Source organism: Microcoleus sp. bin38.metabat.b11b12b14.051, from assembly GCF_013299165.1.
Taxonomy (GTDB): domain Bacteria; phylum Cyanobacteriota; class Cyanobacteriia; order Cyanobacteriales; family Microcoleaceae; genus Microcoleus.
Genome location: NZ_JAAFKD010000002.1, coordinates 1 through 14,496, shown reverse-complemented (window position 1 = coordinate 14,496; position 14,496 = coordinate 1). Strand labels below are relative to the sequence as shown.

At 43.9% G+C, this 14,496-nt stretch carries 9 protein-coding genes; 6 read left to right on the top strand and 3 right to left on the bottom strand.

Translation table 11 applies throughout. From position 1 onward, the window contains the following. Positions 1-483: 483 nt before the first annotated feature. The 3 genes from QZW47_RS02645 to atpC all read left to right on the top strand — a co-directional run bounded on the left by QZW47_RS02645 (position 484) and on the right by atpC (position 3,476). The gene (locus QZW47_RS02645) at positions 484-1,287 is read left to right on the top strand and encodes a PEP-CTERM sorting domain-containing protein (protein WP_293123461.1); all 804 of its coding nucleotides are present in this window, start codon (positions 484-486) and stop codon (positions 1,285-1,287) included. Positions 1,288-1,419: 132 nt separating this feature from the next. Further along, positions 1,420-2,877 carry a F0F1 ATP synthase subunit beta gene (gene atpD, locus QZW47_RS02640; RefSeq protein ID WP_293123456.1) on the top strand — a complete coding sequence of 486 codons (1,458 nt, stop codon included), beginning with the start codon at positions 1,420-1,422 and terminating at the stop codon, positions 2,875-2,877. A 191-nt stretch (positions 2,878-3,068) separates the two neighbouring features. Further along, a complete protein-coding gene (gene atpC, locus QZW47_RS02635) occupies positions 3,069-3,476 on the top strand; it encodes an ATP synthase F1 subunit epsilon (protein ID WP_293123451.1) in 408 nt (135 codons plus the stop codon). A 48-nt stretch (positions 3,477-3,524) separates the two neighbouring features. Here atpC and QZW47_RS02630 read toward each other — a convergent pair whose 3' ends face one another. Continuing rightward, on the bottom strand, positions 3,525-3,824 hold the full coding sequence (locus QZW47_RS02630; RefSeq protein WP_293123448.1) for a hypothetical protein: 300 nt from the start codon (positions 3,822-3,824) through the stop codon (positions 3,525-3,527). Between the two features lie 318 nt (positions 3,825-4,142). Here QZW47_RS02630 and QZW47_RS02625 point away from each other — a divergent pair, with 318 nt between their 5' ends. The 3 genes from QZW47_RS02625 to QZW47_RS02615 all read left to right on the top strand — a co-directional run bounded on the left by QZW47_RS02625 (position 4,143) and on the right by QZW47_RS02615 (position 12,624). Continuing rightward, entirely contained in the window at positions 4,143-5,180 is a 1,038-nt protein-coding gene (locus QZW47_RS02625) for an aliphatic sulfonate ABC transporter substrate-binding protein (RefSeq protein WP_293123445.1), read from the top strand. Between the two features lie 198 nt (positions 5,181-5,378). Then, positions 5,379-8,654 carry a response regulator gene (locus QZW47_RS02620; protein ID WP_293123442.1) on the top strand — a complete coding sequence of 1,092 codons (3,276 nt, stop codon included), beginning with the start codon at positions 5,379-5,381 and terminating at the stop codon, positions 8,652-8,654. Positions 8,655-9,231: 577 nt separating this feature from the next. Continuing rightward, positions 9,232-12,624, top strand: a complete 3,393-nt coding sequence (locus QZW47_RS02615) for an ATP-binding protein (protein ID WP_293123439.1) — start codon at positions 9,232-9,234, stop codon at positions 12,622-12,624. 259 nt (positions 12,625-12,883) lie between these two features. On the opposite strand, the gene QZW47_RS02610 is transcribed toward QZW47_RS02615, so the two are convergent. Together QZW47_RS02610 and QZW47_RS02605 are read right to left on the bottom strand one after the other, a co-directional pair. Next, on the bottom strand, positions 12,884-13,156 hold the full coding sequence (locus tag QZW47_RS02610) for a peptidoglycan-binding domain-containing protein (protein WP_293123436.1): 273 nt from the start codon (positions 13,154-13,156) through the stop codon (positions 12,884-12,886). A gap of 344 nt (positions 13,157-13,500) precedes the next feature. Beyond that, positions 13,501-13,776 (bottom strand): peptidoglycan-binding domain-containing protein, encoded by a 276-nt coding sequence (locus QZW47_RS02605; protein WP_293123433.1) that lies wholly within the window; start codon positions 13,774-13,776, stop codon positions 13,501-13,503. Positions 13,777-14,496 lie beyond the last annotated feature (720 nt).

The window sequence follows — 14,496 nt, the reverse complement described above, 5'->3', positions numbered from 1 at the left end:
CGCACACTCGAAGCCAGGTAAGCAGCTTGCACCTCACTGTCAGTAGAAACTGACTCAGCAGCCCAAATCTTATCAGAAAATTTATATTTATTTGATAATCTTTATCAAAACTTTATAAAACTTTAAAAAAAATTTTTTATATTTTTGATGAAAGCTAATATTTGCAAGTCTTGCAGTCAACTAGAGACCGTTAAGGACACAAATAAATGTAGTAGCTTGGAAGTCTAATCTGGGTAAATATCTTGCTGTTACAGATTAAAGTGTGGCAGTGTGGTGTCTGTGAAATCTCAAAAAACAACAAGCACTCAATTTACTGTCATGACTGACCTAAGTGATATCCGTATGTAGAGTTATTGGTGTAGAGTCTCTTTTGCAACTTTGACGCTCGTACTAAATATCGCGATCGTCGCGATCGTCCATTTCTATCTCGGCAACATGGCATTTTCCGCATTACTAACTAACAATACTGGAGGAATCAGGGTTATGACTACTTTAACGCTAGTCAAAAAAACATCTTTTACAGTTGCCAGCTTGGCAACCACAATCTTGCTGAGCATTTGCACGCCCGTGCGAGCTTTCATGTTCGGTACCAGCGGCATCCAGTTCGATAAAGATACGAGTATAAATTTTACCTTCGAGCAATCTCACGGCAGTTACCAGTCCAGCTTATTGGTGGCAAAATATCAGTTAGACGATAAGGGCTCTAGCTATGGCAACATCTTGCCACCACTGTTTCAGGAGATCAAGCCCTCAGATAACGGCGCAGCCGACGAATGGAAAGGAAGTTTCGGCAACGCAGTCACTTCAGACAACAAATCCATCACCCAAACCTTCACATTTTTGCAGAATCAAACTTATGCCCTGCTGCTGTGGAGCGACGCAGGCACCGGCAAGCAATTCGAGCAGTACGCCTCCAGCAGCACCTTCATGAATAGCCCCGAATGGTTTGCCGCCAACAACCAGTTCCGCAGAGATGACTGTCTCGTCGCCGGATGTCAGCAAGCGGTATTTGGGGACTTTAAGCTAGACTACAACTCCACCGACTCATTTACAAACGTCAACGGCGGTAAAGGCCCAGAGCAATTTTCATCAGTCACAATGGCCCAACTGGTTCGGGGTACAAGAGTCTCCTTCGACGATGCCGGAGGAGCAAATGACCGAGACTTCCAAGACTTCACCGTGTCGGCCGAGTTGGCACCCGAACCTGTCACAGTGTTCGGCACGATGATGGGGATCGGGGCTTTGGCTGCTGCTCGCGGGAAAAAAAAGCGACATCACCAACCATAAAAATGACCCTTAAGCATCTCCATACAAATCTAAATAGTGCGTCAGTTCAGTGGTACTGTGAGAAATAGCATTTCTAAATGTTAAGACTTTTTCCATAACGGGAAAAATAGCATCCTAACAAAGGCACTATTCATGGTATCCACCGCAACAAAAACGAACGTAGGCTACATCACCCAAATCATCGGGCCAGTTGTAGACGTAAAATTCCCAGGCGGCAAACTGCCCCAAATCTATAACGCTATTACGATCGCCGGCAAAAACGAAGCAGGTCAAGACATTTCTGTTACCTGCGAAGTTCAGCAACTCCTCGGAGACAGCCAAGTGCGTGCAGTTTCCATGAGTACCACCGACGGCTTGATGCGCGGCATGGAAGTAGTAGATACCGGGAAAGCGATCCAAGTTCCCGTCGGCATCCCGACTCTCGGCCGCATTTTTAACGTCATCGGCGAACCCGTAGATAACCTCGGCCCGGTCAATACTTCCGAAAGTATGCCCATCCACCGCAACCCGCCGGCTTTCACCGAACTAGAAACCAAGCCTTCGGTGTTTGAAACAGGGATCAAGGTCATCGACCTCTTGGCTCCCTACCGTCGCGGCGGTAAAATCGGTTTGTTCGGCGGCGCAGGCGTCGGCAAAACCGTAATTATGATGGAACTCGTGAACAACATCGCTAAGGCTCACGGCGGCGTGTCCGTGTTTGGCGGTGTGGGCGAGCGCACCCGTGAAGGTAATGACCTTTACAAAGAAATGATCGAATCTGGGGTTATTGACGAAAAAGACCGCAGCAAGTCGAAAATTGCCCTAGTATACGGTCAAATGAACGAGCCACCTGGTGCTCGGATGCGCGTGGGCCTGTCGGCTCTGGCGATGGCCGAATACTTCCGCGATGTCAGCAAGCAAGACGTACTCTTGTTCATTGACAACATCTTCCGGTTCGTGCAAGCGGGATCTGAGGTATCGGCTCTGTTGGGTCGGATGCCTTCGGCTGTGGGATATCAGCCGACTCTGGGTACAGACATGGGCGACTTGCAAGAACGGATTACTTCGACTACTGAAGGTTCGATTACTTCGGTTCAAGCTGTGTACGTACCTGCGGATGACTTCACAGATCCAGCGCCGGCTACGACTTTTGCTCACTTGGACGCTACAACTTTGTTGTCTCGCGGTTTGGCTGCCAAGGGTATTTATCCGGCTGTTGATCCCCTGGAGTCTACCTCCACAATGTTGCAAATTAGCATTGTAGGCGCAGAACACTACGGTGTGGCGCGTCAGGTGCAGTCTATTTTGCAACGCTACAAGGAATTGCAAGATATTATTGCGATTTTGGGTTTGGACGAGCTGTCTGAAGATGACCGCTTGACCGTTTCTCGCGCTCGCAAAATCGAACGTTTCTTGTCTCAACCGTTCTTTGTGGCGGAAGTATTCACCGGTTCCCCCGGTAAGTACGTCAAGCTGGCTGATACCATTAAGGGCTTCCAAATGATTTTGGCTGGCGAACTTGATGAGTTACCGGAACAAGCTTTCTATTTGGTTGGCGATATCAGTGAGGCGATCGCCAAAGCTGAAAAAATGAAGGCTGACGCTAAGTAGAAAGTAGGTAATGGGTAATAGGTAATGGGTAATAGGTAATGGGTAATTGGTAATGGGTAATTGGTAATGAGTTATTGGAACTAACAAATAACTAATGCCCAATGCCCTGTTTGGCCAATGCCCAATGCCCAATGCCCAATGCCCAATGCCCAATGCCCAATGCCCAATGCCCAATTCTCAATTCGCTATTTATGACATTAACTGTGCGCGTAGTGGCCCCAGACAAAACTGTGTGGGATTCTAATGCTGAAGAAGTAATTCTGCCAAGCACGACTGGCCAATTGGGTATCTTGAGCGGTCACGCTCCGATGTTGACGGCTTTGGATACTGGAGTGATGCGCGTCCGTCCTGGTAAGGAATGGGTGTCTATTGCTCTGATGGGCGGCTTTGCTGAAATCCAAGAAAACAAAGTTACTATTCTTGTCAACGGCGCCCAAATAGGCGAAACGATTGATAAAGAAGCTGCTCGTACTGCTTACGCCGAAGCAGAAGCTCGTTTGGACAAGTCTGCTAGCGGCACTTTGCAAGAGCAAATTCAAGCTAAGCAAGCAATCAAACGCGCGAGAGCTCGTTTCCAAGCTGCTGGCGGTACGCTGTAGCGATCGCCCTAGGGACACAACAATGTTGTGTCCCTCGTGCTGTGAGTGCTAAACTCCGGCCTCGGACAATAGCGATCCCATTGTTTCCCAAGATAGCCCCTGCTGAAGATAGCGGGGGTTATTTGGATTGTAGGGACTCTCTAGCCGATCGACACTCAGAATCTCTGCGCCCGACGGTAAAACAGGAACCTCAGGATCGCTGGCGGTCGATCGTACCAGGGAGCTAGAAAAGCCTTTAAAAATAGCAATTTCGTCGAATTCCCCATCAATTTGGGCCTTGACGATTAGAACTTCCTGAGGTCTTTTTATCGTGTATTGTTCCAAGCGATCAGCAATAGAGTCAGCCATAGCAATTCTTACTTTCCTGAAATCTGGTATAATATAGCTTAATTGTGCAGCTAATTTCAGGGACAGCCTGCCGAATATTTTTTTTTAATTCGACATTTTAAACACCAAGAAGTTAGCCGAATAATCTAATTCATCTCAAATAAATCTGGAAAATTATTTGTGCAAAACCTACTTTGACTATCTTTCAACAGCCACAGGAAAACTATAGGGGTTCTCAAAAAAGTGAGGAGAGCCTCATGCCCTATGCCCTATGCCCTATGCCCTATGCCCTATGCCCGGTTTTCCGGATAGTACCTCATCTTTCTGAGACTCGGCTATATGTTTAAATTATCGCATTTAATTCAAAATATTATCAAGCCTTTTGCTCGGACAAGTCTGTGGCAATTTATGCTATTTTTTTGTTTGAGTTTAGCTCTCTTTAGTTGCGGCTTGGAGCTGACAAATAACTTAACAGCAAAAACCCAAAATTCCTCCTCAAACTTAACAAAAGTTGTCAGAATCGGTCATCAGCCCTTGGGAGCGCTGTTTTATCTCAAATTTAAAGGCTCTTTGGAAGCGCGTTTATCAAAAATGGGTTGGTATGTAGAATGGACGGAATTTATCGCCGGGCCGCCAATTTTAGAAGCAATAGGAAAAGGAAAAATCGATCTGGGCTATGCGGGAGTCGCGCCGCCGATTTTTGCCCAGTCAGACGGCGTACCTTTTGTTTATATTGGTAATGACTCAGGTTTGCCTGGAAGCATTGGGATCATAGTTCCTGACAATTCTCCTATTCGGAGTCTGGCGGATCTCAAAGGCAAGAAAATAGCAGCAACTAAAAAAACCGCAGCTCATTATTTGTTCATTCGGGCGTTAACTCAAGGTGGCTTGCAGTTACAAGATGCCCAATTTGTCGATTTGTCTCCGCCAAAAGCTCAGGAAGCATTTCTGAGAGGGGAGGTGGATGCTTGGGCAATTTGGCAGCCGTTTTTAGCTAAATTACAAGAAACTGTCCCCGTTCATTTTTTGGCTGAGAGCGAGGGGGTGATTAATGACAGAAACTTCTATTTTGCAAGTCGCTCTTTTGCTAGCGACTTTCCCGAGCTGGTGAAAACAGTAATGGAAGAAACGCGACAGATGGGTAACTGGATAACTCAAAATCCAGAGCGAGCAGCGGAATTTATCACCACTAGAACCGGAATGAAAAGAACCACAGCTATAATATTAAGTAAAAGCCGCAGCTACGATTTGCTGCCAATTCAAGACAGGGCTGTTGAAGAACAGCAGCGGATTGCTGAAATTTTCTTTCGGTTGGGAATTCTTTCCGATCGCATTTGGATTGAAGATGCCCTGTGGAAACAAAAATTAGATTTATAGCTGAAGTTAGAAGTCAGCAGGAATCGAGCTCGTGGGAAAAGGGCTATTCAAAAATTTCTAACCTTTTGGCGGTTGCGAGCTCGAACCCGAAATCGAGCAGAGGTAGCAATAAATCAGCGGTGGCGCTCGCGCCAGTATTCAAAATACAACTGGGTGTATTCTAGAGAAAAAGTTCAAACTGTTAAGTGGCAGAATCAAATGTCTTCAATTGCCAATCAACTGCGTTACGGTTTTGTCTCGATTGTTGTGGCAAGCGTATTGATGGCGGGAAGTACGTTAGCTTACCTCAGCTTTCGCGCACAAATAGAACAGACAAAACAGCTTCAGTACGAGCGATCGCAAGCTGCTGCTGCCCAAATTAGCGCTTATTTGGATAACTTGCAGCGCCAACTCAATTATTTGTCAGAATTGCGCGGTTTAACAGAATTTAATGCTGAAACTCAGCGCAGCATTCTTGAAGGATTAATCAACAGCAACAGCGCCTACGAAGTGGTGGGAATTTTTAACAGTAAAGGTAAAGTCGTACAGGTGATGTCTCCTTACGAATCTTTCTCGATATCTAGCTTGAGTTTAGCGGGAATTTCGGGAGATGCACCTGTATTTTGGGAGACGTTAGGGCAGGCTAAAAATTATGTTAGTCCCGTAGATGTCGATCTGAAGACAAGGGTTAATGTTGTTAACTTAGCTGTGCCAGTTCGCGACAGTAAAAATCAAGTTGCTGGCGTATTATTTGCGCGAGTTAGTCTCAATTTTTTAATTCAAATTGCGGCTAGGGCGCAAGTGGGAAAAACTGGATACAGCTACGTTCTCGATCGCCGCTCGGTGCTGATTTCCCAACCCGGAACCAAGATTAATCCGTATTTGCTGCAAGATTTGAAAGGGCGATCGTTTGTGGGAGATTTATCCAAATTAGCTGTGGCTTCGGGGACGCAATCTCCCCTGGTTTATCGAGGCTGGCGCGGGGAGGAAGTGATGGGGATCGGTGCGATCGTCCGTCGGGTACAATGGATGGTGGTGGTAGAGCTACCTACAGCCGAAGCTTACGCTCCGGTGCGATCGCTCATCTACGTCATGGGTGCAGTTACCACCGCCAGCGCCCTCGTCGCCGTGGGCTTGGGAGTCGCTTTTGCGCGATCGATCACAAATCCCTTAAAATCCCTGACATCCGCAGCTACTAAAATGAGTAGCGGAATGTTTGAAACTCGGGTAAATATTGCGGCATCTAACGAACTCGGAAAATTAGCAAATGCTTTTAACAGCATGGCCAGTCAGTTGGAAGTATCTTTTACCAAATTAGAACATCAAAATGCCCAATTGCAGCGACTTGATAAACTCAAAGACGAATTTTTAGCCAACACTTCTCACGAACTTCGCACCCCACTTAACGGAATTATCGGGTTAACTGAGTCTTTGATCGACGGCGCTACAGGACAATTGCCAGAAGCAACAATTTCTAATTTAGAAATGATTGCATTTAGCGGTAGGAGACTGACCAATCTCATCAACGATATTCTCGACTTTTCAAAGCTCAGGCACAAAAACATTGAACTGCAAATCAAGCCCGTCGGCATCAGAGAAATTGTCGATATCGTGGTAACTTTGTCTCAACCTCTAATTGGTACCAAAAACCTACAGTTGATTAATGCAGTTCCTGCCGATATTCCCTTAGTCGATGCCGATGAAAACCGCTTGCAACAAATCCTTTATAATTTGATTGGAAATGCTATTAAATTTACAGATGTTGGTACTGTACAAATTTCCGCTGATGCTATCACATTAACATCCCCTGATTTGGCATATGAGCTAAATTCAGTAACGGGTAAACTGCAATCTTTAATTGTTAGATCAAAACTGCAAATTACGGTATTTGACACCGGAATTGGCATTGCTGAAGATAAATTAGAACGCATTTTTGAATCTTTTGAACAAGCAGACGGTTCCACAGCCAGAGAGTACGGAGGAACCGGTTTAGGTTTGGCAGTGACAAAGCAGTTAGTCGAACTACACGGTGGTGAAATTCATGTATCTTCAGAACTCGGCGTTGGGTCGCATTTCACATTTAGTTTGCCAATTTCTCAAAATCAGTATGTCGATAACCAGCCTTTGCCCGCAACGGTGCGGCAGTCCTTACTTTCTAGAGCCAACGATCGCAACTTAACAACTAATGAAACAGTTACAGTAAGTTTTAATAATAACAGTACGAGCGCCGACCGAGAACGCCAACAAAACAGTTTGGTAAAAATATTGATTGTAGATGACGAAAGTGTGAATATTCAGGTATTGACCAACAACTTACTCCTAGAAAAATATGAAATCGCCGAAGCTAGCAGCGGTAGAGAAGCTTTAGAGCTTATAGACAGAGGCTACAAGCCCGATCTAATTTTGCTAGATATCATGATGCCGCGGATGACTGGTTACGAAGTTTGCGAGAAAATTCGGGAGAAATTCGCCGCTAGCGAATTGCCAATAGTGATGCTAACCGCCAAAAATCAAGTATCTGACTTAGTACAAGGTTTCAATGCAGGAGCTAATGATTTTTTAACTAAACCGTTTCTCAAAAATGAATTGATGGCCCGAATCAAAACTCACATCCGTCTGACAAAAACGAATGCAGCTTACGGTAGATTTGTCCCCCACGACTTTCTGCGATTTTTGGGACACGAAAGTATTCTTGATGTTCAACTCGGCGATCAAATTCAGAAAGAAATGACAATTTTATTTTCTGACATTCGCTCATTTACGACTATCTCCGAAGCGATGACTCCCCAAGAAAATTTTAATTTTCTCAACAGTTACCTGGGCAGAGTCAGTCCAGTAATTCGCGCTCACCATGGTGTGATTGATAAATATATTGGTGATGCGATTATGGCACTATTTCCTGAGTCGGCAGATGATGCTGTTCGGGCGGCAGTGGAAATGCAAAAACAAGTTATTACTTACAACCAGCACCGACAACAAAGCAATTACGCACCAATTACGATCGGCATTGGTTTGCACGTCGGTACTTTAATGTTGGGTACGATTGGCGAGCAAGAACGGATGGAAAGTACGGTGATTGCTGATGCGGTGAATCTCGCCTCTCGTTTGGAAGGATTGACTAAGGTTTACGGCTCGGGAATTCTAGTCAGCGAATCAATTTTAGAGCATTTGGGCGATCGAGAAAAATATTTGTGCCGATTTGTAGATAGAGTCACAGTAAAAGGAAAAAAATCTGTAGTCTCGGTGTTTGAAATTTATGATGCAGAAACACAACAAAGCATGGACCTCAAGCAGGAAACTGCCGCGGCTTTTGAAAAAGGTTTGGAGCTTTATTTCGAGAAAAATTTTAGTAAAGCCCAAAAAATATTCAAAAAGATTTGCGAAACTAATCCTCAAGATAAGTTAGCAGCACTCTACTACCAGCGCTCTCTGAAAAATCGAATGTATGGAGTGTCAGAGGGGTGGTCGGGCATAGAAGCTCTAGACAACAAGTAATAAAAGTAACATCAAGCTGATGCCAAAAATTGTTACCTGTTTATCTGGTTTTTTATCACTGGACTCAGGCATAATATATTCAGGTCGAAATATGAGGTACCAAAGTTGGCAGTTTCGCGGAAACTCACACCCTAGAATAGGCTACTTTTGATACCAATTCAAAAAAATGCAGCGGTGGGGTAACTTATACCCCTTATGCAGTAAGTCATTCCCTGAAAAATTTCAAATTTGAAATGCTATGACTTCCAACTCGAATGTACTGCATAACGCCATGTCAAAAATCAGCCCGCTCATCTAAAAAATATGGGGTTTGACATGGCTTCAGCCAGGAACCGAGCACCAAACATTCCCTGTGTAATATCATGTCCGGTCGATTACAATAACAAAAACTGTTTGTAGTACGTCCTGGCGTCCGCAGCCGCATAGCGGACGCCAAGACGCACTACCAACCGTGGGCGTGGTGTTAATCTGCTCGACAGGATATAAGTTTTCTGCCTGTACAAAATCCTTTACAATACTTCAAAGCGGTGCAAATTCGATCTAGTGTCAACTGTGTTTTTCACCCTAAATTAATGTTATGTCAACTTTTTCTATCAAGCGCTTAGTTGCCAAACTTTCAGGAAAAGCAACGCTGCAAACTGTACTCATAGTTCCGTTTGTGTTGCAAGTATTTGCTGCGGTGGGAATTGTAGGATATTTATCCTTTAGGAACTCTCAAAAAGCGGTAAATGACCTTGCGGATCAGTTGATGGGTGAGGTGAGCAATCGCATCCAGCAAAATTTGAAAAGTTATCTAGAAACTCCGCACCAAATCAATCAAAGCAAGCTGGATTCAGTGAAACTGGGTTTTGTGAACATGAAAGATTTGTCAGCGTGGGAAAAGTATTTGTGGCGGCAAGTGCAGTTATATCCTTACATAAATTTTACGTCTGTAGGCAATCAGGATGGGGAATACCGCACCGGAGAAAAGATGTCAGATGGCACTTTACTGATTAACGCATCCGGGCCATCTACAAATTTTGATTTTTATTCCTACAATACGAATGATCGGGGCGATCGCGCATCAGTAGCAGCCACTGTCAAAAACTTTGATATTCGAGAGCATCCTTCCTATAGCTATGCCGCTTTAGAAGCTAAACCAACCTGGAGTTCGGTGTATGTATCCTTCTTAGAACCAACATTAATCCTCAGCGCTCTCCAGCCAGTTTACGATAGCGAAAAACAATTAGAAGGAGTGTTAATCGCAGCCTTGCGTCTCGATAGCATCGGTTTCTTTTTAAATAGCCTCAACATTGGCAAATCAGGTCAGGCATTTATTATTCAAAAGAATGGAATGCTACTGGCAACTTCCAGTCGAGAATTACCATTCCGATCGCGCAACGATAAAAAAGAACTGTTTAACGTCACAGAAAGTACCGATACAGTAACTCAAGCTACAGCTAAATACTTAGCCACTCAATTTCAGGATTTTTACCGAATTCAAGACCCGCAGCAGCTAAGTTTTGAAATAAACGGCAAACCCCAATTTCTAAAAGTCCTGCCTTTCAAAGACGGCAAAAGTTTAGACTGGCTGATTGTTGTCGTGGTTCCTGAAGCCGACTTTATGGAACAAATTCACGCCAACAACCGCACTACCGTGCTGCTGTGTGTGGCGGCTTTGGGAATGGCAACAGTTCTAGGAATCCTCACTTCTCGCTGGATTATCAGACCTATTTTAAAGCTAAAAGATGCCGCAATAGCTTTGTCTGAAGGACAATTTGACAGAACTGTCAAGCTCGATCGCTCCGACGAGTTGGGCGTACTTGCCGCGGCTTTTAACAGCATGGCAGCACAACTGCAAGCATCTTTTACTGCCCTAGAAACTAAAAATACTGAATTGCAGCGACTTGACAAACTCAAAGACGAATTCTTAGCCAATACGTCTCACGAACTTCGCACTCCCCTCAACGGCATTATTGGGATTGCAGAATCTTTAATAGATGGCGCTACGGGAGAACTGCTAGAAACAACAAATTTCAACTTGGGTTTGATTGCGTCGTCAGGAAAAAGATTGTCTTCTTTAATTAACGATATTCTAGACTTTTCTCAGCTAAAACACAAAACTATCGAACTGCAAATCAAGTCCGTCGGTGTCCGAGAAATAGTCTCTGTAATTATTACCTTGTCCCAGCCATTGGTGGCTCAAAAAAAATTGCAATTGATTAACTCAGTCGCTCCGGAATTGCCCCCCATAGCAGCCGACGAAAATCGCTTGCAACAAATACTTTATAATTTAATCGGCAATGCGATTAAATTTACAGAAAGCGGTACCGTTGCAATTTCAGCCGAATTAGTAACGGGAAACCCAAAATCACCGCTGAATTCGCAATTAGCCATTACTGTATCCGACACCGGCATTGGCATTCCAGAAGATAAATTACAGCGAATTTTTGAATCTTTTGAGCAAGCCGACGGTTCCACTTCTAGAGAATATGGCGGCACTGGTTTAGGGTTAGCCGTTGCCAAGCAATTAGTTGAATTGCACGGAGGTAGACTTTCAGTCTCTTCAACTGTAGGCGCCGGTTCGCAATTCACGTTTACTTTGCCCGTAGCTGAGAGTCAAGCAGAATTTAGCAGCATACAGCCGCGTTTAACTGAGGAATCTGCGATTTTAATTGCTGGATTCGCTCCCCAATCATCTATAATCAATTATCCTATTTTAGGCAAAAATAATTTGAAACAAAGTGAAAGAATCCATGTTTTAGTAGTCGATGATGAACCAATTAATATTCAAGTAATCGCCAACAATCTTTCTATAGAAAACTATTACATAACTCAAGCTAGCAACGGCAGAGAAGCTTTAAATCTGATTGAAACAGGATTGAAGCCAGACTTGATTTTACTCGATGTAATGATGCCGCACATGACTGGTTATGAAGTGTGTCGAGAAGTGCGAAAAAAATACTCGCCTTTAGAAATGCCGATTCTGATGCTGACGGCAAAAAATCAAACTAACGACTTGGTGGAAGCTTTTAACTTAGAAGCAAATGATTATGTAACTAAACCTTTTATTAAAAAGGAATTGGTCGCGAGAATTAACACGCAAATTCGTCTGGCTAAACTGAATGCCGCCTACGGTAGGTTTGTGCCGCACGATTTTCTAAGCTTGCTGCAAAAGCCTAGTATTGTGGAAGTAAAACTAGGCGACAATCAGGAAAGGGATATGACTGTGCTATTTGCTGATATTCGCTCGTTTACGTCGATTTCAGAACAGATGAAACCTGCGGATAATTTTGCATTTATTAATAGTTACTTGGGTAAGGTAAGTCCTGCAATTAGGAAAAATAATGGGTTTATTGACAAATACATTGGGGATGCAGTCATGGCTTTGTTTCCCACATTTCCATCCGATGGTGTGCGAGCGGCAATTGATATGCAAAAACAAGTGAATATTTTTAACCTGGAGCGAGAAAAAAACGGTTTGTTTCCGATCGCGATCGGCATTGGTTTGCACGCGGGCAATTTGATGTTGGGTACAATTGGGGAGCGAGAGCGGATGGAAAGTACGGTGATTGCTGATGCGGTGAATCTGGCGTCTCGTTTGGAAGGATTGACTAAAGTGTACGGGGCGGGAATTTTGGTTAGCGGTGCAATAATCGATCGCCTCGACGATCCAGAAACATATAACTACAGATTTGTCGATCGCGTAAAAGTGAAAGGAAAGACCAATATTGTGTCGGTGTTTGAAATTTACGATACAGAAACAGACAAAAGTATTGCACTCAAGCAGGAAACTGCCGAGATTTTTCAAGAAGGTCTAAATTTTTACTACCAACAAAAATTTGTGGCTGCCCAAAAAATATTTCAAAACATTTTACAAATCAATCCTGATGATCGAGTAGCAATGCTCTACTTCAAACGCGCTCGCAAATATCGAATGTACGGATCGCCGGAGGGGTGGTCTGGGGTGGAAGCTTGGACGGAGAAATAAGTCGCTTCCTTTAAGGAACAAGGAAGTTGGGCCAACGTACAATATACGGGATGTAACAAATGTAAAGGATATAAAGCTCGCGAAGCCGAAGCCACACAAGTCGCTCTTATGGTAGGAAGAAGGTTGTAGTTATCGAGGAGAAAAGCAATCGATCGCAATTTTGGCAATTTAAGACGCCCCCAACGTTTGGCGCACTTGCTATAAAAAATAGGGCGCGCACTGCACGCCCTACTAAGTGCAAAATATGGTTGTACAAAGTTTAAAATACAGTGCTACAAACCCCGAATTTATTCCAAGTTTTCTGACCGACAATGCCATCAGCAGCTATCTTTTGTTCCTGTTGAAAATTGATAACTGCTCGCTGGGTTTTGGCGCCGAAAGCTCCATCAGTATTTAGCGAAGCTCCGCTGACATTCAACAGTCGTTGGAGGTAGCGGACATCCTCATTTTGAGTGACTGCATCGTTGCGTTGGAGTAGGGGAAAATAGCGGCAAGAAGGTAATTCGAGATTAATCGCGTTTGTAGTTTGCATAATTTGATTTAACCTTGGTTGTTTGCAAGTTTGTTGAAAAGCACAGTAACAGGTAAAAATGTTAAGTGATTTAACATCCGCCTGTGTGGCAAGCTCCTAATTGACTCCAAGTTCTCTCGCCGACAACATCCACACCATCTTTTTTTGCTTTTTAAACATGAATGATTAGTGGTGTGCAAGTCGTTTGAAAGCAGAGAAGTTGGCAAAAAATGTTAACTGTCCCAGACGCACTATTGAGAAGCAAAAGCCAGGTGATTTACCGTTTTTACGTAGATCGAACCTAGTATTTTTGTAAAAAAAATCGGTGATTGCTAGCCGTGCGTCCAAGATTAGTTAAGTTGGATTTAACAACCGGTGGGAGCGCAAGCGTCTAAGTAATTCCAAGTTTGCTGACCGACAATGCCATCAACAGCAATCTTTTTTTTCTTTTGAAAGTCGATGACTGCTGCTTCAGTTTTGGCTCCAAATAATCCATCAATTGATAGGGAATATCCTTTTTTAACTAACGATTGTTGGAGATAGCGCACGTCTTTATTGGCGGTGGTATTATTATTGCGTCGCAGTGTGGGCAAGGAAGAACACTGAGGTAATTGAGCTTGAATTTCGTTTGTGCTTTGCATGATTTTGTTGGGGATTAGTGGTTGGCAAGTCGTTTGAACCTGCTATTCCCCAGTTGTAGCTGGGAGCGAAAGCGGTTTCACAGTCGCTTTTTCTGGTGACGCTTGTCTGAGGTAACTCAAATGAGTGACAGAATCAAGGAAGTTGGGGGCGGATTTTTGGCCTAATTTAATGAATGTAACAAATGGATGCTGGAGCTGGAGGGATGAGGGGTTGATTTAGTTAAAGATTGCGGGACAGATCGCCCGATCGCCTAAAGTCGCAGGAAAGAATTGTGTAGCGGAGATTTTTAGCATGAGGTACAATGCTTGTGATTGTGGAATTGAGCCATATTTGAATCGGTGCTTTTTATCACATCACGCATCCGGGAGAGCTAATATTAGCAGAATTCGCGATCGACAATTAGCTGGAACTAATTACTAATTGCGCTCAAATGCAAGAATCAGTAGATTTGTGCTGCACCCCTGAACACTCAAGCTATTATTTATTATATTAATGCAAAAAAATATCCGGTCGATCGCCAAATTTTACAGTAGCGTACCCCTCCGTTTAGCGCTGACTCTGCCGTTCGTGCTGCAAACTTTAGCAGTAGTAAGTAGGGCTTGCTGAAAAAGCCTAAAACCCTTACAGCAAGAGACGTTGGCTCGTTTTAATCCTCAAAAAGTGCAAGCAATGCAGCTAAAATGGGTCAAAACCCCTGCACACCATCACTTTCGTAATGT